This is a genomic window from Geothermobacter ehrlichii (genome assembly GCF_008124615.1).
Classification (GTDB): Bacteria; Desulfobacterota; Desulfuromonadia; order Desulfuromonadales; family Geothermobacteraceae; genus Geothermobacter; species Geothermobacter ehrlichii.
The window spans coordinates 21138-41167 of record NZ_VNIB01000018.1 but is presented as its reverse complement, the minus strand read 5'-3'; the positions used below and the strand labels follow the sequence as shown (position 1 = coordinate 41167).

Annotated in this window: 19 protein-coding genes and 2 tRNA genes; all 21 read left to right on the top strand. The window is 65.1% G+C overall.

Annotated elements, in window-relative coordinates; all coding sequences use genetic code 11:
• The first annotated feature begins 85 nt into the window (after window positions 1-85).
• The 21 genes from trpE (at window position 86) to tilS (ending at window position 20009) form a co-directional block, all read left to right on the top strand.
• A complete protein-coding gene (trpE, locus tag EDC39_RS14345; RefSeq protein WP_148897087.1) occupies window positions 86-1561 on the top strand; it encodes an anthranilate synthase component I in 1476 nt (491 codons plus the stop codon).
• Window positions 1562-1563: 2 nt separating this feature from the next.
• The gene (locus tag EDC39_RS14340; protein ID WP_148897086.1) at window positions 1564-2139 is read left to right on the top strand and encodes an anthranilate synthase component II; all 576 of its coding nucleotides are present in this window, start codon (window positions 1564-1566) and stop codon (window positions 2137-2139) included.
• Between the two features lie 13 nt (window positions 2140-2152).
• A complete protein-coding gene (gene trpD / locus EDC39_RS14335) occupies window positions 2153-3211 on the top strand; it encodes an anthranilate phosphoribosyltransferase (protein WP_148897085.1) in 1059 nt (352 codons plus the stop codon).
• Window positions 3212-3221: 10 nt separating this feature from the next.
• Window positions 3222-4025, top strand: a complete 804-nt coding sequence (gene trpC, locus EDC39_RS14330; protein WP_148897084.1) for an indole-3-glycerol phosphate synthase TrpC — start codon at window positions 3222-3224, stop codon at window positions 4023-4025.
• Window positions 4018-5385, top strand: coding sequence for a TrpB-like pyridoxal phosphate-dependent enzyme (locus EDC39_RS14325; RefSeq protein WP_148897083.1), 1368 nt, complete (start codon window positions 4018-4020; stop codon window positions 5383-5385). Before trpC ends, EDC39_RS14325 begins: the two co-directional genes overlap by 8 nt.
• A complete protein-coding gene (locus tag EDC39_RS14320) occupies window positions 5386-6039 on the top strand; it encodes a phosphoribosylanthranilate isomerase (RefSeq protein ID WP_148897082.1) in 654 nt (217 codons plus the stop codon).
• Window positions 6036-7232 carry a tryptophan synthase subunit beta gene (gene trpB, locus EDC39_RS14315; RefSeq protein WP_148897081.1) on the top strand — a complete coding sequence of 399 codons (1197 nt, stop codon included), beginning with the start codon at window positions 6036-6038 and terminating at the stop codon, window positions 7230-7232. Before EDC39_RS14320 ends, trpB begins: the two co-directional genes overlap by 4 nt.
• An 86-nt stretch (window positions 7233-7318) precedes the next feature.
• On the top strand, window positions 7319-8584 hold the full coding sequence (locus EDC39_RS14310) for a DEAD/DEAH box helicase (protein ID WP_148897080.1): 1266 nt from the start codon (window positions 7319-7321) through the stop codon (window positions 8582-8584).
• Window positions 8585-8604: 20 nt separating this feature from the next.
• Window positions 8605-9282 (top strand): uracil-DNA glycosylase, encoded by a 678-nt coding sequence (locus EDC39_RS14305; RefSeq protein ID WP_148897079.1) that lies wholly within the window; start codon window positions 8605-8607, stop codon window positions 9280-9282.
• Window positions 9283-9335: 53 nt separating this feature from the next.
• The gene (trpA, locus tag EDC39_RS14300) at window positions 9336-10136 is read left to right on the top strand and encodes a tryptophan synthase subunit alpha (RefSeq protein ID WP_148897078.1); all 801 of its coding nucleotides are present in this window, start codon (window positions 9336-9338) and stop codon (window positions 10134-10136) included.
• Window positions 10137-10157: 21 nt separating this feature from the next.
• Complete coding sequence (locus EDC39_RS14295) at window positions 10158-10946, top strand: 3',5'-cyclic-nucleotide phosphodiesterase (protein WP_148897077.1); 789 nt, start codon at window positions 10158-10160, stop codon at window positions 10944-10946.
• 4 nt (window positions 10947-10950) lie between these two features.
• On the top strand, window positions 10951-11802 hold the full coding sequence (accD, locus tag EDC39_RS14290) for an acetyl-CoA carboxylase, carboxyltransferase subunit beta (RefSeq protein WP_148897076.1): 852 nt from the start codon (window positions 10951-10953) through the stop codon (window positions 11800-11802).
• A gap of 3 nt (window positions 11803-11805) precedes the next feature.
• The gene (locus EDC39_RS14285; protein ID WP_148897075.1) at window positions 11806-13101 is read left to right on the top strand and encodes a bifunctional folylpolyglutamate synthase/dihydrofolate synthase; all 1296 of its coding nucleotides are present in this window, start codon (window positions 11806-11808) and stop codon (window positions 13099-13101) included.
• A 4-nt stretch (window positions 13102-13105) separates the two neighbouring features.
• Window positions 13106-15313, top strand: a complete 2208-nt coding sequence (locus EDC39_RS14280) for an LPS-assembly protein LptD (RefSeq protein WP_148897074.1) — start codon at window positions 13106-13108, stop codon at window positions 15311-15313.
• A gap of 12 nt (window positions 15314-15325) precedes the next feature.
• Complete coding sequence (locus EDC39_RS14275; RefSeq protein ID WP_187426823.1) at window positions 15326-15676, top strand: FtsB family cell division protein; 351 nt, start codon at window positions 15326-15328, stop codon at window positions 15674-15676.
• A gap of 71 nt (window positions 15677-15747) precedes the next feature.
• Window positions 15748-15930 carry a hypothetical protein gene (locus tag EDC39_RS14270; protein ID WP_148897072.1) on the top strand — a complete coding sequence of 61 codons (183 nt, stop codon included), beginning with the start codon at window positions 15748-15750 and terminating at the stop codon, window positions 15928-15930.
• Window positions 15931-15934: 4 nt separating this feature from the next.
• Window positions 15935-17599, top strand: a complete 1665-nt coding sequence (argS, locus tag EDC39_RS14265) for an arginine--tRNA ligase (protein ID WP_148897071.1) — start codon at window positions 15935-15937, stop codon at window positions 17597-17599.
• Between the two features lie 10 nt (window positions 17600-17609).
• Window positions 17610-18326 carry an SPOR domain-containing protein gene (locus EDC39_RS14260; protein WP_148897070.1) on the top strand — a complete coding sequence of 239 codons (717 nt, stop codon included), beginning with the start codon at window positions 17610-17612 and terminating at the stop codon, window positions 18324-18326.
• Between the two features lie 67 nt (window positions 18327-18393).
• Window positions 18394-18470: transfer RNA gene (locus EDC39_RS14255), tRNA-Met, on the top strand.
• 44 nt (window positions 18471-18514) lie between these two features.
• Window positions 18515-18591, top strand: a tRNA-Met gene (locus EDC39_RS14250).
• Window positions 18592-18638: 47 nt separating this feature from the next.
• Window positions 18639-20009: a tRNA lysidine(34) synthetase TilS gene (gene tilS, locus EDC39_RS14245; protein WP_148897069.1), complete on the top strand. Its 1371-nt coding sequence runs from the start codon at window positions 18639-18641 to the stop codon at window positions 20007-20009.
• Window positions 20010-20030: the final 21 nt, after the last annotated feature.

Below are 20030 nucleotides of genomic sequence, written 5' to 3'. Positions count from 1 at the left end.
CGCCCTGCCTTTTTTATGGCGCCGTTCTTGACGCATCCGGGGTTAAAATGCTAATCATGAACGATTGCAACTCCCTGGAGTCTCCATGTTTTCACCCACCAGAGAACAATTTGTCGAGCTGGCCGCCCAGGGGAACCTGATCCCGGTCTGGCGCGAGATCCTGGCCGACATGGAAACCCCGGTTTCGGCCTTTCGCAAGATCGACGACGGCAGGACATCCTTTCTGCTCGAGAGTATCGAGGGGGGCGAAAAGTGGGCGCGCTATTCCTTTCTTGGCAGCGGCGTCCGCCGGGTTTTTCGCTGCAAGGACCGCTACTACGAAATTCTCGAGGACGGCGTGGTCGCCGTCAGCGGCGACAGCGACGATCCGCTTGCCGCCCTGCAGGAGATGATGGCGGCCTACAGGGCGGTTTCCGTTCCCGGCCTGCCGCGTTTTTTCGGCGGCGCCGTCGGCTATTACGGCTACGACATGGTCCGTTTCGTCGAGGAGATCCCGGCGACCCGGCCGCGCGCCGTCGACGTCTGGGACGCCTGCTTTCTCATCACCGACAGCCTGCTGATCTTTGACAACGTGCGTCAGACGATCAAGGTTGTATGCAACGCTTTTGCCGGTCCGGGCGAAGACGCCGGCCGGGTCTACGACCGGGCGGTCACCACCATCCGGGAGCTGATCACCCGGCTGCGGCAGGCCGTTCCCGCCGCATCTGACGCCGGCCGGCCGGCATCCGAACTGGTTCCCAATTTCAGCAAGCCGGATTTCATGGCGGCGGTGCGGCGCTGCAAGGAGTACGTCGCTGCCGGTGACATCTTCCAGGTGGTGCTGTCCCAGCGCTTTTCCGGCGATCTGGGCGCCGATCCTTTCGACGTCTACCGGGCTTTGCGGACGCTGAATCCGTCGCCCTACATGTTCTTTCTCCGTTTCGACGACGTGCTGGTGATCGGCGCTTCGCCCGAGGTCCTGGTGCGCATGGAGGAGGGGCGGGTCGAGGTGCGGCCGATCGCCGGAACGCGGCCGCGGGGCAAAACGCCCGAGGAGGACCTGGCGCTGGAAAAGGAGCTGCTTGCCGACGCCAAGGAGCGGGCCGAGCACATCATGCTGGTTGATCTCGGCCGCAACGACATCGGCCGGGTCTGCCGGATCGGCAGTGTCGAAGTGAGCGAGCTGATGGTCATCGAGCGTTACTCGCACGTCATGCATATTGTCTCCAACGTGCGCGGCGAGGTCGAGCCGGGCCGAGACTGTTTCGACGTGCTGCGGGCGACCTTTCCCGCCGGAACCCTCTCCGGAGCGCCGAAGATAAGAGCCATGGAGATCATCGAGGAGCTTGAGCCGGTCCGCCGGGAGATCTACGGCGGCGCCGTCGGCTATTTCAGCTTTTCCGGCAACATGGACATGGCCATCGCCATACGCACGCTGGTGGCCAAGGGGGAGCGGATTCACGTGCAGGCCGGCGCCGGCATCGTCGCCGATTCTGATCCCGAGATGGAATACCAGGAAACACTGAACAAGGCACGCAGCGTCTTCAGGGCGGTGGAAATGGCCAGGGAAGGGTTGGACTGACCATGCTGCTGATGATCGACAACTACGATTCCTTTACCTACAACCTGGTCCAGTATCTGGGGGAGTTGGGGGCCGAGGTGAGGGTCTGGCGCAACGACCGGATCACGGTCGAGCAGATCGCTCGCCTGGCACCGACCCACCTGGTGGTTTCGCCCGGGCCCTGCACCCCCGACCAGGCCGGCATTTCGGTGCAGGCCATCCGCGAGTTGGCCGGCCGCATCCCCATCCTGGGGGTCTGTCTGGGGCACCAGTCGATCGGCCAGGCGTTCGGCGGCAAGGTGGTTCGCGCCCCCTACCTGATGCACGGCAAGGTCAGCGCCGTCCATCATGACGGTCAGGGGGTCTTCGCCGGTCTGCCCGATCCTTTCGAGGCGACCCGCTACCATTCCCTGATCGTCGAGCGGGAGTCGCTGCCGGACTGCCTGGAAGTGACCGCCTGGACCGATGACGGACTGATCATGGGGCTGGCCCACCGCCAGCTGCCGGTCTGGGGGGTGCAATTTCATCCCGAGTCGATTCTGACCCTGCAGGGCAAGAGGCTGCTGCAAAACTTTCTCGATTTGAAACAGGCGTCGTGATGGAGAAGGGCGTATGATCAGGGAAGCGATTGCCAGGGTGGTGGAAGGAGAGGATCTGACCGAGGTGGAAATGATCGAGGTCATGAACCAGATCATGGGCGGCGAGGCGACCCCGGCCCAGATAGGCGCTTTCATCACCGCTCTGCGCATCAAGGGGGAGACGGTCGAGGAGATCCGCGGCGCCGCCCGCGTCATGCGCGACCGGGCGACGCCGATTCGGGTTGGCAAAACCGTCGATCTCGACCGGGACGAGATCAATCTCGACCGGGAGTCGATTCTCGACACCTGTGGTACCGGCGGCAGCGGCACCCGGAGCTTCAACATCTCGACCACTGTCGCCCTGGTGGTGGCCGCCTGCGGCGTGCGGGTCGCCAAACATGGCAACCGCAGTGTCTCGTCGGCCTGCGGCAGCGCCGACGTGCTGGAGGCTCTCGGCGTCAATCTCGAGCTGACCCCGGAACAGGTAGCGGAAACCATCGAGCAGGTCGGGGTCGGTTTTCTGTTCGCCCCGGCGCTGCATGGCGCCATGAAGCACGCCATCGGGCCGCGCCGGGAGATCGGCATCCGCACCATCTTCAACATCCTCGGGCCGCTGACCAATCCCGCCGGAGCCGACCGGCAGGTGCTCGGCGTCTTTCGCCAGGACATGGTCCGGCCCCTGGCGGAGGTGCTGGCCGGGCTCGGCTGCCGCAAGGGATTCGTCGTCCACGGCAGCGACGGCATGGACGAGATCACCCTGACCGGCCGCACGACCATGGCCGCCATCGTCGACGGCCGGGTGGAGCCGGGCGAGATCGACCCGGCCGAATTCGGCTTCACCTGCTGCCGGCTGGAGGACTTGCAGGGCGGCGATGCGAGCCGTAACGCCGCCATCGTTCGCGAGATTCTCGGTGGCGCCGCCGGGCCGAAACGGGACGTGGTGCTGCTCAACGCCGCCTACGCCCTGGTTGCGGCCGATGCCGCCGCCGATCCGCATCAGGGACTGGAGCTTGCCGCCGCCGCGATCGACAGCGGGCGGGCCCGGCAGACCCTCGAGCGGCTGGTCGAGGCGACCTGCAGGTTCAGGAGCTGACAGAGAGCGCATGACCATACTCGACAGAATCATCGAACGGAAAAGGGAGGAAGTCGCTTCCGCCCGTGGCCAAAGCGACCTGCGGGAGCAGCGATCCCGTTGCCGCGACGCCGAACCGGTGCGCGGTTTCGCCGCCGCCCTGTCGGTGCGGGCCGAAACCGGAACTGCCATCATTGCCGAGGTGAAGAAAGGGTCGCCCTCCAAGGGGGTGATCCGCGAGGATTTCGATCCGCTCGCCATCGCCGCCGCCTATGAGCGGGGCGGTGCCGCCTGCCTGTCGGTGCTTACCGACCGGGATTTCTTCCATGGTGAGCTGGCTTATCTGGAGCAGATCCGCCGGCAGGTCGCTCTGCCTCTGCTGCGCAAGGATTTCATCATCGACCGCTATCAGCTCTATCAGAGCCGGGCGGCTGGCGCCGACGCCGTGCTGCTGATCGCGGCGGCCCTCGAACCGGCCCAGCTCGAGGATTTCGCTGCCGAGGCGGCGGAGCTCGAACTCGATGTGCTGCTCGAGGTGCACGACGAGGCCGAACTGGCGAAGAGCGCTGGCGCCGCGGTGCCGATGATCGGCATCAACAACCGCGACCTGAAGACTTTTCACACTGACCTGGCGGTGAGCGAGCGGCTGCTGCCGCTGCTGCCGCGAGACTGCCTGCCGGTCGCCGAAAGCGGCCTTCACTGCCGGGACGATATCGAACGCCTGCTGAGAGCCGGGGCCAGGGCCTTTCTTGTTGGCGAAAGCCTGATGCGCGAGGCTGATCCGGCGGTCAAGCTTTACGAACTACTGGGAACGAATGGAGGAACCCATGTCTGATCAGAGCAAGATTATCCTGTCCGAGGACCGCATTCCCGCATCCTGGTACAATATAATCCCCGACCTGCCGGGCCCGCCGGCTCCGGTCATGCATCCGGCGACCGGCAAGCCGGTGACGCCCGACGACCTGCTGCCGCTCTTCCCCATGGGGCTGATCGAGCAGGAGGTTTCGACCGAGCGCTGGATTCCGATTCCGGAGGAAGTGCGCGAAATCTACCGGCTCTGGCGGCCGACGCCGATGTTCCGCGCCCGCCGGCTGGAAAAGGCGCTGGGAACGCCGGCGAAAATCTACTACAAGTACGAAGGGGTATCGCCGGCCGGCAGTCACAAGCCGAACACCGCCGTACCGCAGGCCTTCTACAACAAGCTGGCCGGCACCCGGCGCATCGCCAGCGAGACCGGCGCCGGGCAGTGGGGTTCTTCCATCGCCATGGCCTGCCAGATGTTCGGTCTGGAATGTACCGTCTACATGGTCAAGGTCTCCTTCAACCAGAAGCCCTACCGCAAGTCGATGATGCAGCTGTGGGGGGCCGAGGTGCTGGCTTCGCCTTCTGACCGGACCAACGCCGGCCGGGCGATTCTCGAGCAGGATCCCGACAGCAACGGTTCGCTCGGTATCGCCATCAGCGAGGCGGTCGAGGATGCGGCCACCCACGAGGATACCCGCTATTCGCTGGGCAGCGTGCTCAATCACGTCTGCCTGCATCAGACGGTCATCGGTCTGGAGGCCAAGGAGCAGATGGCCATCGCTGGCGACTATCCGGACGTGGTTATCGGCTGTCACGGCGGCGGTTCCAATTTCGCCGGCATCTCCTTCCCCTTCCTGGCGGACAAGGCGGCCGGCAAGGAGGTGCGGATCGTTGCCGCCGAACCCCAGTCCTGTCCGACCTTGACCAAGGGGGTTTACGAGTTCGATTACGGCGATACCGCCAAGATGGCGCCTATCGCCAAGATGTACACCCTGGGACACGATTTCATGCCGCCCGGCATTCATGCCGGCGGCCTGCGCTATCATGGTGCGGCGCCGCTGGTCTCGCAGCTGCTCGACGCCGGCCTGATCGAGGCGCGGGCCTTCGGCCAGACCGGCTGCTTCGAGGCGGCGGTCCTCTTCTCCCGCGCCGAGGGGATCATCCCGGCGCCCGAGGCCTCCCACGCCATCAAGGCGGCGGTGGAGGAGGCCCTGCAGGCCAAGGAAGAAGGGGTCGAGCGGACCATCCTCTTCAACCTCTCCGGTCATGGCCATGTCGACATGGCGGCCTACGATGCCTATTTCGCCGGCGAGCTGGAGGACTATGCCTATCCGGCCGAGGCGATCAGAGAGTCCCTCTGCAGGCTGCCGAAGGTTGAGCTGGGAGACTGAGTGAACGTCCGGGTCAAGATTTGCGGCATCACCCGGCGGCAGGACGCCGAACACGCCATCGCCTGTGGCGCTGATGCCCTGGGGCTGGTTTTCTACCCCGGCAGTCCGCGCTACGTTGAACTGGAGGCGGCCTGCCGGCTGGTCGAGGGGCTGCCGCCCTTTGTCAGCCTGGTCGGCCTGTTCGTCAATGCCGATGCCGAGACGATCCGGCGCACGGCCGCCGCCTGCCGTCTCGACCTGGTACAGTTGCATGGAGACGAGTCCCCCGAAGACTGTCGGCTGCCAGGGCTGAAGGTCATCAAGGCTCTGCGGGTACGGGACCGGCAGAGCCTGCAGCGGGTTGACGACTACCGGGTCGACGGCCTTCTGCTCGACGCCTGGTGCCCGGAGAGTTACGGCGGCACCGGCAAAACCTTCGATTGGGAGCTGGCCGCCGGTCTGGCCCGCCGCCGGCCGCTGATTCTCGCCGGTGGCCTGAACCCGGACAATGTGGCCGAGGCGGTGCGCCGGGTCGCCCCCTTTGCCGTCGATGTCTCCAGCGGCGTCGAGTCCTCGCCGGGAATCAAGGATCCGGCGAAGGTCGCCGCCTTCATCGCCAATGCCAGGAAGAATGCGCCCGCCGAGGATGGGGTGGGCGGGGGAGTGAACTGTTGAGTTACCATTATCCCGACCAGAATGGACATTTCGGACCTTTCGGCGGCCGCTATGTCGCCGAAACCCTGATGCCGGCGCTGCAGGAACTGGAGGCCGCCTATCGCAAGGCCAGGGCCGACTCTTCCTTCCAGCGGGAGCTCGACTACTACTTCCGTCACTACGTCGGTCGCCCCAGTCCCCTCTATTTCGCCCGGAGGCTGAGCGAGCATCTCGGTGGCGCCAAGGTCTTTCTCAAGCGCGAGGATCTCAACCACACCGGCGCCCACAAGATCAACAACACCATCGGCCAGGCGCTGCTCGCCCGGCGCATGGGCAAGACCCGGGTGATCGCCGAGACCGGCGCCGGCCAGCACGGCGTCGCCACCGCCACCGTGGCTGCCCTGTTCGGCATGGAATGCCAGGTCTTCATGGGGGCCGAGGATATCCGCCGGCAGGCGCTGAACGTCTTCCGCATGAAACTGCTCGGTGCCAGCGTGCACGAGGTTGTCAGCGGCACAGCGACCCTGAAGGACGCCATGAACGATGCCCTGCGCCACTGGGTCACCCATGTGCGCGACACCTTCTACGTCATCGGAACGGTCGCCGGACCGCACCCTTACCCGGAGATGGTGCGGGATTTCCAGTCGGTCATCGGTCGCGAGACCCGCCGGCAGATCCTGGAGGCCGAGGGACGACTGCCGGACGTGGCCATCGCCTGCGTCGGCGGCGGCTCCAACGCCATGGGGCTCTTTTATCCCTTCATCGACGACGAACAGGTGCAGCTGGTCGGGGTCGAGGCGGCGGGGCTGGGCGTCGAGACCGGCCGCCACGCCGCTTCCATCGGCGCCGGTCGGGTCGGGGTGCTGCACGGCAACAAGACCTATCTGCTGCAGGACGAAGACGGGCAGATCGAACACGCCCATTCCATTTCCGCCGGTCTCGACTATCCGGGGGTCGGACCGGAACATGCCCTGCTCAGTGACCTGGGGCGGGCCGAGTACGTCGCCGCCAGCGACGACGAGGCGCTCGAAGCCTTCAATCTGCTGACCCGGCTGGAGGGGATTATCCCGGCGCTCGAGAGCGCCCACGCCATCGCCGAAGTGATCCGGCGCGCGCCGACGATGAAGAAGGACCAGGTCATCGTCGTCTGCCTGTCCGGCCGGGGGGACAAGGACATCCATACCGTCGCCGAAGCGATGAACGCCGAACTCTAGAATCAGGCCGCGCCGGCAGTATGCCGGCGCGGCCTGGCTTGCCGCTGCCGCCTTCCGGCGACGGCGCGCCGAGCGGAAAGAAAATGATGAAATTCACCGAACTTGACCTGCCGAAAGAGGTTCTGCAAGGGATTGAAAAGGCGGGGTTCAAGGAATTGACCCCGGTGCAGGAAGAATCCATCCCCCTGGCTTTGCAGGGCAAGGACGTCGCCGCCCAGGCGCAGACCGGTACCGGCAAGACCGCCGCCTTTCTCATTTCGCTGTTTACCCGCCTGCTGCGCAACCGCCGGCCGGCTTCCCCCGATCCGCGGGCGCTGATCATGGCGCCGACGCGCGAGCTGGTGGTACAGATCTGTGCCGATGCCGAGGTGCTCGGCAGCGGCTGCGACCTCAGGGTTCAGCCGATCTTCGGCGGCGTCGACTACGAAAAACAGCGCAGTGCCCTGCGTTCCGGTGTCGACATCATCGTCGCCACGCCGGGCCGGCTGATTGACTACTACAAGCAGCGGGTCTTCTCCCTGAAGAAGATCGAGGCGGTGGTCATCGATGAGGCCGACCGCATGTTCGATATGGGCTTCATCCGCGACCTGCGCTACCTGTTGCGCAAGCTGCCGCCCTTCGACAAGCGGCAGACCATGCTCTTTTCGGCCACCCTCAACCAGCGGGTCATGGAGCTGGCCTACGAGTTCATGGACATTGCCGAAAAGGTGCGCATCGCTCCCGAACAGGTGACGGCCGAGAGGGTGGAGCAGGTGCTCTACCATGTCAGCCGGCGGGAAAAATTTCCGCTTCTGATGGGGCTTTTGCGCAAGGATCCGGGAATGGAACGGGTGCTCGTCTTCGTCAACACCAAGAAAGAGGCCGAACACCTGGTCGAGCGGCTGAAGGCCAACGAGTTCAAGGCGGCGGTTATCTCCGGCGACATCCCGCAGCGCAAGCGGATGCGGATTCTCGACGAATTCAAGGCGGGCAGGCTCAATTTCCTGGTGGCGACCGATGTCGCCTCCCGCGGCATCCACATCGAAGGGGTGACGCACGTCATCAATTACGATCTGCCGCAGGATCCCGAGGATTACGTGCACCGGATCGGCCGCACCGCCCGCGCCGGCGCCGTCGGCAAGGCGATCAGCCTGGCCGACGAGGACCTGGTCTTTCACCTGGAGGATATCGAGAGCTATCTCGGGCAGAAGATTCCCAGCTGTTTTCCGCTTGATGACGATTTTGTCTGGGACTACCGGCGCCCGGCTTCGCGAAAGAGGACGCCGAAGCCCGCGACCGGCGGTGGCGAGAAGAAGCGCCGGCCGCGCCGCCGGCGGCGCGGCGGTGCCAGGGAACGCAAATCCGATGCTTGATCCTCGGAGGAGAGCGCGCAATGCTGGGTGCTGAGCTGCCGGGGCTGCTCGATTGCCGTCGCTGCGACCGGCTGGTGCGGGGTATGGTGGAGCTGAAGCCGAAAGCCGGCTACCGCCGGTCCGATTACTGGTCGCGTCCCGTGCCCGGCTTCGGCGATCCCGAAGCCCGGATCTGCCTGGTCGGCCTGGCTCCCGGCGCCCATGGCGCCAATCGCAGCGGACGCCCCTTCACCGGCGACGGTGCTGGCGACTTCATGTATCCGCTTCTTTTCCAGGCCGGCTTCAGCAACCGGCCCGACGCGGTCTCTCGCGATGACGGCCTGCGGCTGGTTGATCTCTACCTGACCAACGTCGTCAAGTGCCTGCCGCCGGAGAACAAGCCGAAGGCGGACGAGTTCACCGCCTGTCGTCCCTTTCTTGCGCAGGAGATTGCCGCCCTGAAGAATCTGCGGGTGATTCTCGCCCTCGGGGGAGATGCCTTTCGCAGCCTGCTGCGCCTCTACCGTCAGCAGGGGCATCTGCAGCGTCTGGCTGATTATCCCTTCGGCCACGGCGTGGTCTACCGCTTCGCGGCCGCGCCGGTTCTGGTCGGCAGCTATCACACCAGCCGCTACAACATCCAGACCGGCAGGCTGACCGAGACCATGTTCTGTGAGCTGCTGCAGACGGTCAGGGAGCTGGCCGGGGATAATGGTTGAAAAGGCGGGTCCCATCTTATAGACTGACGGAATTTGATCGAGATCGGGCAGAGATGAGTCGTATCGCGGAGACATTTGCCAGGCTGAAAAGGGAAGGGCGCAAGGCGCTGATCCCTTTTCTCACCGCCGGTGATCCTGACCTGGACACCACCGAGCGGCTGTTGCACCTGCTGGTGGAAGAGGGCGCCGATGTCATCGAACTTGGGATCCCCTTTTCCGATCCCATGGCGGACGGGCCGACCATCCAGGAAGCTTCCCTGCGGGCCCTGGAATCGGGGACGACCCTGGCCGGAGTCCTGCAGACCGTGGAACGGGTGCGGCAGCACACCAACACCCCCATCGTGCTGATGGGCTACTACAATCCGGTGTTGCGCTTCGGCCCCGAACGTTTCGCCGAAAGGGCCGCCGAGGCCGGTGTCGACGGCCTGCTGCTGGTCGACCTGCCGCCCGAGGAGGCCGGGGAACTCCAGCCGTATCTGCAGCAGCGGCAGATCGATCTGGTGACCCTGCTGGCGCCGACGACGCCGGCGGAGCGGCGGCGGCAGCTGGCAGCAGGAGCCGAAGGCTACCTCTACTATGTCTCCATGACCGGGGTTACCGGCAGCCGCCAGATCGATCCGACGGCCATTGCCGTCGAGGTCGAGGAGATTCGCGGTTTCAGCCGCGTGCCGGTGGCGGTCGGCTTCGGGATCACCAGCCCCGGCGATGCCGCCGCTGTCGCCCGCTTCGCCGACGGCGTGGTGGTCGGCAGCGCCCTGGTGAAAATCATCGGTGAACACGGTGCTTCGCCTGACTTGGCGGAGAAGGTCGCCGCTTTCGTCAGGGCCCTGCGGGAAGGGATCGACGGCGTCTGAGGCGCGTCGAAAGAGAGACGGATGAAGATCAAGGTCCTGGGCAGTTATGGATCCCGCCTGCCGGGGTTCCATACCAGCAGCCTGCTGATCGACGACCGGCTGCTGGTTGATGCCGGCACAGTGACCGCCATCCTCGATCTCGAGGAGCAGGCGACCATCGACGATGTGCTGCTGACCCACGCCCATCTGGACCACATGGTCGACTTGGCCTTTCTGGTCGACAACGTACTGACGCGCAGAACGCACCCGCTTCGCATCTGGGCGCCGGCCGCGGTTCTCGACAGCCTGCACCGGAACCTCTTCAACGACGAAGTCTGGCCCGATTTTACCCGCATACCGCAACCGGATCGTCCCGTTCTGCGTTTCTGCCCCCTGCCGGACGAGGGACGGACGCGGGTCGCCGGCATCGAGGTCGAATGGCGCTGGACCCGGCATCCGGTTCCGACTGCCGGCTATCTGCTGCGCGCCGATGGAGCGGCCATGCTCTTTTCAGGGGACACCGCAACCACCGACGCGGTCTGGCGGCTGGGGCGCGAATGTCCCGAACTGAAACTCGCCTTTGTCGAGACCTCTTTCCCCGACCGGCTGCGTGGCCTGGCGGAGGCGAGCGGTCATCTGACGCCGGCCATGCTGGCGACGGAACTGTCCAAGCTCGACCGGCCCGACGTTCCGGTTCTGGTCTTTCATGTCAAACCCCAGTTTCTCGGGGAGGTTGAATCTGAACTCAAGGAGCTCGGCGACGATCGGATCAGCTTGCTTGAGGGCGGCGAGATCTTCGAGATCGCCGACCGGGCCCGAGCCGTGAGGTGAACCCATGTCCTGGTTCAAGAGAAAAAAGAAACCTCTGACCAAAGAGGTGGAAAAGAAAAAGGTGCAGATGCCGGAGGGGATCTGGACCAAGTGCAAGAACTGCAACGAAATTGTCTATACCCGGGAAATCGAGCGGAATCTGAACGTTTGCCCCAAGTGCGGCTACCACTTCCGCATCTCCGCCCGGGCGCGCATCGACCTGGTACTCGACGCCGGTTCCTTCGAGGAGATGGACGCCGGCATGGAGTCGGTCGACTTTCTCAACTTCAAAGACTCGAAAAAGTACAAGGACCGCATCAAGGCCGCAGTCGCCAAGTCCGGCGGCGGCGATGCCGTCATCTGCGGCACCGGCACCATCGAAGGGCTGCCGGTGGTGGTCGGTGTCTTCGATTTCGGCTTCATGGGCGGCAGCATGGGGTCGGTGGTTGGCGAGAAGATCACCCGGGCCATCGAACGCGGACTTGCCGAGAAGAAGCCGGTCATTGTCTTCTCCTCTTCCGGCGGCGCCCGCATGCAGGAGAGCATTCTGTCGCTGATGCAGATGGCCAAGACCAGTGCCGCCCTGGCGAAGCTCAAACAGGCCGGCATTCCCTTCATCTCGGTGCTGACCGACCCGACGACCGGTGGCGTGACGGCCAGTTTCGCCATGCTCGGCGACATCAACATGGCCGAACCGAAGGCGCTGATCGGCTTCGCCGGCCCCCGGGTCATCGAACAGACCATCCGCCAGCAGCTGCCCGACGGTTTCCAGCGTTCGGAATACCTGCTGGAGCACGGCATGATCGACATGATCGTGCCGCGTCAGGAAATGAAAGCCAGGCTGGCGCAGATTCTGCGCATCTTCACCAAGGGCTGACCCTTGGACTACCGGCGGAGCCTCGACTACCTGTACGGCCTGCAGCGGTTCGGGATCAAGCTGGGGCTGGACAACGTCCGCCGGATGCTGGGCCGGCTCGGATATCCGGACGAGGCTTTCCCCATCGTCCATCTGGCCGGAACCAACGGCAAGGGCTCGACGGCCGCCGCCCTGGCAGCCGTGACCACGGCTGCCGGCGTCCGCACCGGTCTGTACACCTCACCGCATCTGCATTCCTTTACCGAGCGGATCCGGATCGACGGTCGGCCGATCGGTGAAGCGGAGGTCGCTGGCCTGACCGATGAGCTGCGCAGGAAGTTTGCCGGCATCCCGGCCACTTTCTTCGAGTTCACCACCGTGCTGGCGCTGGAATACTTCCGGCGGCGCCGGATCGAGCTGGCCATTCTCGAAACCGGCATGGGCGGCCGGCTCGACGCCACCAACGCGGTCTGCCCCCGGCTCTGCCTGATCACTCCGATCGGCCTTGATCACCAGGAACACCTGGGCTCCGGACTGACGGCGATCGCCGCCGAGAAGGCCGGCATCATCAAGCCGTGTGTGCCGGTCCTGACGGCGGTCCAACCGCCGGAGGCCGAAGAGGTTCTGAAGCGCCGGGCAGGCGAGCTCGGCTCACCCCTGCTGACGGCCGATCGTGACTGGCGGATGCTGCCGGAGCCGGAGGGGCGCTGCCGTTATTCCGGCCGCCTCTGGGAGCTGGCCGGACTGAGCCTTCCCCTGGCCGGAGTGCATCAGCGGCAGAACATCGGGCTGGCCCTGGCGGCGGCCGAATGCCTCGCCGCCGATTTCGGCATTGAACCGGTTCATGTCCGGCAGGGGCTGGCGCAGCTTGCCTGGCCGGGACGTCTCGAATGGTTCGACACCCGGCCGCCGGTGCTGCTCGACGGCGCCCACAATCCGGCCGGCATCGACGCACTGGCCGACTATCTGGCCGGTCTCGGCAGGCCGGGATGGTCCTGGGTGGCCGCCTTCAAGGCGGACAAGGCCTGGCAGTATGCGGTGGAGCGTTTGTCGCCGCATCTTGCAGGTGTCTACTGCGCGCCGCTCTCGGACCTGGATTGTGTCGCGCCGCAGCGGATGCGGCAACTGGCGCAGAAGTTCGGTCTGGAGGCCGTCTGTTGCGCCAGCGCCGGGGATGCCCTGCGCCAGGCGGTCAAGGCGGCCGGGGCCGGCGTCGGGGTGCTGGTGGCCGGATCCCTTTACCTGGTGGGGGAGTTGCGGCCGCAGGTTGTCGGGATGGCTGTGCCGACGGCCGGCACCAGGCAGGTTTCGACGGGTTGATTTCATGCAGTTTCGCGTTCTTCTTCATCTCTGCCTGCTGCTGGCTTTCGCCGGCCAGGCCGTTGCCGAAACGGCGACAAAGGGGAAACCGTCGCCAGTGGACGGTGTGCCGGTCGCCGTGGCGGAGCAGGATGCCGCCGTGCCCGCCGTCGCGCAGCCGAAGGCCGCCAATCGAGGCAAACAGGCCGTCAGGGACGGAAAGACATCGCTCGAAGAACTCCAGCGCCGACCGGTCGACATCGCCGCCGACCGGCTCGAACAGGACGAGCAGGCCGGCTGGTACCGCGCCGAGGGGAATGTCCGTGTCACCTCCGGCCCGGTCAGCCTCCTGTCCGACCGGGTGCGGGTCAACCCGGAAACCGAGGACGTTCTGGCCGAGGGACATGTCGTGCTGGAGGGGCCGGAGGGCATTTTGCGGGGCGACAGGCTGGCCATGAACCTCGGCACCGGCCTGGGACGTCTCGACGGCGGCAGCGTCTTTCTGCGTGAAAACAACTTTCACATTGCCGGCGACCTGATCGAGAAGATCGGGGAGAAGACCTATACCGTTCGCCGCGGCACCTTCACCAGTTGCGACGGCATTGATCCTGACTGGCATTTTTCCGCCCGCGACCTGAAGGTGACCGTCGACGGCTACGCCCGGGGGCGGCACGCGTTCTTCTACCTCGGCGGGCTGCCGGTACTCTACACTCCCTACATCCTTTTCCCGGTCAAGAGGGAGCGGGAGACCGGCCTGCTGATGTCGAGTTTCGGCTATTCGCAGCGGCGCGGCACCCAGATTTCCGTTCCCTTCTACTGGGCGATCGCCCGCAACCAGGACGCCACCTTCTATCTCGACTGGCTCTCCGAGCTCGGCCTGGGCAAGGGGATCGAGTACCGTTACATCTTCGGACAGGAGAACGCCGGCGAAGCCCGCTACTATCATGTCAGCGGAACCGGGGGGGCTGGCGACCGCTACGCGGTCGAGTGGGACCATGTCGGGCCATTGCCGGGCGGCTGGATTTTCACTTCCGACAGCGAGTATGTCAGCAGCCGTGACTACTGGCAGGATTTCGGCGAAGTCGCCGGCGAGTACAACAAGGACAAGGTCGATTCGACTCTCACTCTCGGCAAGGGCTGGCGGCGCATCAACCTGACCGGACAGCTGCGTTACAGCAAGGATCTGCAGGGCGACAACGATCAGACCCTGCAGCGGCTGCCCGAGGTCCGCCTCGACGTGCTGCGACAGCGTATCGGCCAGACGGCCTATTCATGGGAGCTGGAGTCGTCCGCCACCTATTTCTGGCGGCGGGAAGGAATCAAGGGAGAACGGCTTCTGCTGCGGCCGGCCCTGTCCGCCGACTGGTCCCTGTGGGATGTCTTCGAGATACAGCCGACGATCGGCTACACCGAGCGTCTCTACTGGACGTCGAACGACGGACCTGGTTACGAGGAGAAGGGACTGTTCGATTTCAGCACCCGAGTCTCCACTCGCATCTCCCGCGTCTATCAGCCCGTCGACATGCGGGTCGAGCGCCTGCGGCACTCGATCGAACCGGATATCCGCTACGAGTTCGTCCCCAACCGCGATCAGTCGCAGCTGCCCGAATTCGATGTCCGTGACCGGATCGATGCTCGCAACCGGATCAGCTACGGCCTGGTCAACCGCTTTGTCGGCAGGTGGAGCGGCGAGGACGGCAGTCCCGTCTACCACGAATTCCTTTATCTGCGGCTCTCCCAGGAGTATGATATCAGGGAGTCGCGCCGGTCCCTGCTCGATCCGACCGACGAAAAGCGTCCCTTTTCATCGTTGCGGACCGAGATGATCCTGCGGCCGAATGCCGGCACCCTGCTCGATCTCGATTTCCGTTACGATCCGGATGCCGGCCGGCAGCGTTTTTCCACCTTCAACCTGCTGGGGCGCTACCGGGACGGTCGGGGGAACGGCATCAAGGCCGAGTACCGCTATGCCAGAAACCAGGTCGAATACGTCGACGCGACGCTCGAATTCGATCTGTTCCGACCCGTCTATCTCGATTACCGGCACCGGTACGATCTGCGCGACGATGAAGAACTGGAGAAGGCTCTCGACCTGGAATACCGCAGCCAGTGCTGGAGTCTCTTTCTGACTTTGCGCGATCGTGAAGGCGATCGTTCCTTCATGGTGACTTTCGAGCTGGCCGGACTCGGTCGGGTCGGCAGCATCGGCGGAAGTCTCGGCGGCGGAAACTGAGGCGGAATGACGATGGCGGGTGAACAGGTCAGAAAAGAGAGGTGGCGTTTTCCGGCCTGGTGGCTGGTGCCGCTGCTGCTCTTTCTCGGGTTCGCCTTTTTCGGCGAGAACGGCGTCGTTCACATGTTCAAGCGCTATCGGCAGAAACAGCAGCTGCAGGTCGAGGTTGCGCGGCTGCAGCGCGAGAACGACCGGCTGCGGCGGGAGATCGACGCCCTGAAGAACGACTGGCGCTATATCGAAGCCATCGCCAGGCAGAAACTGGGCATGGTGCGCAAGGATGAAATCATCTACCAGTTTCCCCAGGCCGAAAAGGGAAGCCGCGGCAAGACGAGCGCTTCCGGGCCGGCGCCCCTGCCCTGAGCGTCGGTCGCAAGCTTGACACCCTGCGGGGGCGGGGCTACCATACCCTGCCCTGCCGAGGAGAATCGCGCATGAGCAAGAACAAGCAGGCCGCCTGTCTGATTTGCGCCTGGCGCGCCAATTGCGTCAAGCGCTTCACCATGGGCAAGGACGAAACCCTCTTCTGCCCGGATTTTACCGAAGATCTGACCCTGAAAAAGACGCCGGCTGCTTCCGGAACGGACGAATCCGGGGCCGGCGACGAGCAAGACTGACACCATGAAAGAACGAATCAGGAATCTTATTCACGCCGGTCTGCGGCGCTGTTTCGACAGCGGCAGCCTCGTCTCCGGCCAGATCCCCGAGCAGCTGACCATCGAAGTTCCGGCCAACCCGGAGCACGGTGATTTCGCCACCAATGTCGCCATGCTCATGGCCCGCGCCGAGAAGAAGGCGCCGCGGCAGATCGCCGAGATTCTGGTCGGCGAGCTGGGCGACGGTGAAGGCTTCCTCGAGCGGGTGGAGATCGCCGGGCCGGGATTTGTCAACTTCTTTCTCAGCCGCCGCTGCTGGTACCGGGTGCTGGACGAGATCCATCGTCAGGGCAGTACCTACGGCCGCAGCGGGATCGGTGGCGGCGAACGGGTGCAGGTGGAGTTCGTCAGCGCCAATCCGACGGGTCCGCTGCACATCGGTCATGGCCGGGGAGCCGTGGTCGGTGACGCCGTCGCCAGCGTGCTGGAAGCGACAGGCCACCGGGTCGAGCGGGAGTATTACATCAACGACGCCGGCAACCAGGTCACGCTGCTCGGCCGCTCCATCCTCTGTCGGGCGAAGGAGCTGTCCGGCCTTCAGGTCGATTTTCCCGAGGATGGCTACCGGGGCGAGTACATCCGCGATGTCGCCCGCGCCCTGCTCGCGGAGCGACAGGATGTCGTCGAGCTGGCCGATGACGAGGCGGTCGAGGTCTGCAGCCGTTTCGGCGTCCGCTTCCTGCTCGACCGCATCCGGGACGATCTGGCCGAGTTCGGCATCCGTTTCGACACCTGGTACAGCGAATCGTCCCTCTACGAGCGCAACCTGGTGCAGACCGAACTGGCCAAGCTGACCGAAAAGGGGCTGACCTTCGAACGGGACGGCGCTCTCTGGCTGCGCACCACCGACCATGGCGACGACAAGGACCGGGTTCTGATCCGCTCCGACGGATCGCCGACCTATTTCGCCTCTGACGTCGCCTATCACATGGAAAAGTTCGACCGCGGTTTCCAGCGGGTGATCGATGTCTGGGGGGCCGACCATCACGGCTACGTGCCGCGCATGAAGGCGATGCTGGCCGGACTCGGCCGCGATCCCGAGGCGTTGCAGATTCTGATGATCCAGATGGTCAACCTGCTGCGCGGCGGCGAACCGGTGGCCATGGGCAAGCGTTCGGGGCAGTTCGTCACCCTGCGCGAAGTGGTCGACGAAGTGGGGCGGGACGCCTGCCGTTTCTTTTTTCTGACCCGCCGGCCGGACAGCCAGCTCGATTTCGACCTGGAGCTGGCCAAGCAGCAGAGCAACGACAACCCGGTCTATTACGTCCAGTACGCTCATGCCCGGGTCTGCAGCGTCAACCGCAACGCCGCCGAGGCGGGAATCGCCCTGCCGACGGCCGGAGAGGTCGATTTCGACCGGCTGGAGCAGGAGGATGAACTGGCGCTGGCCAAGCTGCTGCAGCAGTACCCCGAAGTCCTTGTCGCGGCGGCGCGCCATCTCGAGCCGCACCGGGTCATCTACTATCTGCAGGATCTGGCGGCGCAGTTTCACAGCTACTACAATCGTAGCCGCATTCTGGTCGACGACATCGCGACCAGCCGGGCCAGGCTCTACCTGGTCAATGCCGTCCGGATCGTACTGGCCAACGCCCTGCATCTGATGGGAGTCAGCGCGCCGGAAAGAATGTAGGAGGGGAGGCATGACTGCAAAAGCGGGGACGCGAACCCAGCGCCGCATGGCGCGCCGTCAGGCGATGCTCCTTTTCGTGGCCGTTCTGGTGGTGGCGCTCGTCTCGTTTTCCCTTGGGGTCATGGTCGGTCGGAGCGGGCATCGCCCGGCGCCCCGGTCCGCTGCCGCCGGCAAGCCCCTGATTCTGCCTGAGGCGAAGCCAGCGCCGCTGGAGCCGCCGGCGGTCGAGCATGACGAAGAAAAGTCCGCCGCGGCGCCGGTGGAAGAGAAACTGACGTTCTACGATACCCTGCCCCGGGGAGAGCAGCCTCTGGGCAGCGGCATCAACCTGCCCAAGCCGTCGGCGAAGCAACCGCAACCGGAGCAGGCGGCGACCATCGCTCCGTCGCCGCAGCCGGCGCCTGCCGGCAAACCGGAGCCGGTTGTACAGCCGGCCCGGCCGGCCGCGCCCGAACGGCAAGCGGAACCGGCTGCCACGTCGTCGACGAACGAGTCCGGGTATGTGCTGCAGGTGGCCTCGTTCAGGGACGTCAAACAGGCCGAAGCCCTGAGCCGCCGCCTGGCCGGCAAGGGATATGACGCTTTCGTCCGGCGGGTCGATCTCGGTGGCAAGGGCATCTGGCAACGGGTTTACGTCGGTCCCTACAGCGATCGGCCGACGGCGGAAAAGGCGGCGAAGAAGCTGAAACTCAAGGAGAAATTCTCGCCGCTCGTCCGCCGTCAGTAGTGCCGGCAGGAAGGCGGAAAAATCTCTTGACTTTGTCGAATCGTGCGGGTAAATTTCCAAGTCCTGACGCGGGGTGGAGCAGTCAGGTAGCTCGTCGGGCTCATAACCCGAAGGTCGGGGGTTCGAATCCCTCCCCCGCAACCATGTCATCGAGACGGTTCGTTTGCGGACCTCTTGCCATAGTTTCAGGCGGTGTAGCTCAGTTGGTTAGAGCATGCGGCTCATATCCGCAGTGTCCGGAGTTCGAATCTCTGCACCGCCACCAAAACGACGCAGCCCCCTCCAGGCCGGAGGGGGCTGTTCTGTTCTGTGATGGAAAAGGTGCTCCCGTCCTTTCTTGACCGCCTGCAGCGGTGCTGCGGCGTCGAGCCGGGAGACGGTATTGTCGTCGCCTGTTCCGGCGGTGCCGACTCGACGGCGTTGCTGACGCTGCTGGTCGAAGCCGCTGACCGGCTCGGACTGCGGCTGCAGGTTGCCCACCTCGATCACGGTCTGCGCCTGGAGAGCGGCGACGACGCCCGTTTCGTGGCGGAGCTCGCCGCCGGTTTCGATCTGCCCTTTTTTCAACGGCGAGTCGATGTCGCGGAGGTCGCCGAGCGCATGGCAGAGAACCTGGAGGCTGCCGGCCGGCGGTTGCGGCGGGAGTTCTTGCGCGAGGTTGCCGACCGTACAGGGGCGCGTTTCATTGCCCTCGGCCACCATCGCGACGACCAGGCCGAAACGGTTCTCTTCCGCCTGCTGCGCGGCAGCGGCTCCACCGGGCTGCGCGGCATGGCCTGGAGCGATCCTCCCTTCATCCGGCCGCTGCTCGGTTTTCGTCGCCGACAGTTGCGCTCTTTGCTGCGGTCCCAAGGCATCAGCTGGCGGGAGGACGCCAGCAATCGGGATCTGGGCCGGGCGCGCAACCTGCTGCGGCACCGGGTGCTCCCCCTGTTGACCGAGCTGCAGCCGGACGTGGTCGACAAGCTGGCGGATTTTGCCGCCCGGACGGCCATCGACGAGGATGACTGGCGCCGCCGTGTGGAGGCCTGGCTGGCCAGGCACGCCGCGCCGGAAAAAGAGGGTCTGTGTCTCGAGCTGCCTGCCCTGCGATCCTGTCATGAAGCCCTGCGGCTGCGAATCTGGCTGGCGGCGCTGCGCCGGGTGGCCGGACGCCAGACCGACCTGACCTCCGTTCACCTCGCCGCCTGCGACAACCTGCTGTCCGGCCGCCCCCAGGCCGAGATTCACCTGCCTTCGCTCTGGGTCGGTCGCCGCTACCAGGCGATTCTCATCCGGCGCCGGCCGCCGGAACCTGCCACATCCTGGGAGGTTTTCATCGACGGTCCGGGTCGCTATATGCTGCCGACCGGGGGAGAGCTGCTGGTATCGGTCGAAGAGGGACCGGCGGGGGAGACCGGCGGGGTTGCCGAGTTCGCCCTGGCCGAGACGCCCTTTCCGCTGCGGGCGCGGAACCGGCGGCCGGGAGACCGGTTTCATCCGGCCGGGGCGCCGGGAGGGCGCAAGCTGAAGGACTTCTTCATCGACGCCAAGATTCCCCGGGAGAGGCGGGATGCCCTGCCGCTGCTGCTGTCGGACGATACCATCCTGTGGGTGGTCGGCCTGCGCCGATGCGAGGGCCGGCGTCCGCACGCCGGCGCGAAGACCCTCAAAGTCGCCTTTTCGGAGGGCGAAAGTGGCTGAAACGGCTTGAGGCGGCATCGC

Coding starts and splice junctions, on each gene's coding strand:
- trpE (WP_148897087.1), top strand. CDS start 86: ATGTTTTCACCCACCAGAGAACAATTTGTCGAGCTGGCCGCCCAGGGG.
- EDC39_RS14340 (WP_148897086.1), top strand. CDS start 1,564: ATGCTGCTGATGATCGACAACTACGATTCCTTTACCTACAACCTGGTC.
- trpD (WP_148897085.1), top strand. CDS start 2,153: ATGATCAGGGAAGCGATTGCCAGGGTGGTGGAAGGAGAGGATCTGACC.
- trpC (WP_148897084.1), top strand. CDS start 3,222: ATGACCATACTCGACAGAATCATCGAACGGAAAAGGGAGGAAGTCGCT.
- EDC39_RS14325 (WP_148897083.1), top strand. CDS start 4,018: ATGTCTGATCAGAGCAAGATTATCCTGTCCGAGGACCGCATTCCCGCA.
- EDC39_RS14310 (WP_148897080.1), top strand. CDS start 7,319: ATGAAATTCACCGAACTTGACCTGCCGAAAGAGGTTCTGCAAGGGATT.
- EDC39_RS14305 (WP_148897079.1), top strand. CDS start 8,605: ATGCTGGGTGCTGAGCTGCCGGGGCTGCTCGATTGCCGTCGCTGCGAC.
- trpA (WP_148897078.1), top strand. CDS start 9,336: ATGAGTCGTATCGCGGAGACATTTGCCAGGCTGAAAAGGGAAGGGCGC.
- EDC39_RS14295 (WP_148897077.1), top strand. CDS start 10,158: ATGAAGATCAAGGTCCTGGGCAGTTATGGATCCCGCCTGCCGGGGTTC.
- accD (WP_148897076.1), top strand. CDS start 10,951: ATGTCCTGGTTCAAGAGAAAAAAGAAACCTCTGACCAAAGAGGTGGAA.
- EDC39_RS14280 (WP_148897074.1), top strand. CDS start 13,106: ATGCAGTTTCGCGTTCTTCTTCATCTCTGCCTGCTGCTGGCTTTCGCC.
- EDC39_RS14275 (WP_187426823.1), top strand. CDS start 15,326: ATGGCGGGTGAACAGGTCAGAAAAGAGAGGTGGCGTTTTCCGGCCTGG.
- EDC39_RS14270 (WP_148897072.1), top strand. CDS start 15,748: ATGAGCAAGAACAAGCAGGCCGCCTGTCTGATTTGCGCCTGGCGCGCC.
- argS (WP_148897071.1), top strand. CDS start 15,935: ATGAAAGAACGAATCAGGAATCTTATTCACGCCGGTCTGCGGCGCTGT.
- EDC39_RS14260 (WP_148897070.1), top strand. CDS start 17,610: ATGACTGCAAAAGCGGGGACGCGAACCCAGCGCCGCATGGCGCGCCGT.
- tilS (WP_148897069.1), top strand. CDS start 18,639: ATGGAAAAGGTGCTCCCGTCCTTTCTTGACCGCCTGCAGCGGTGCTGC.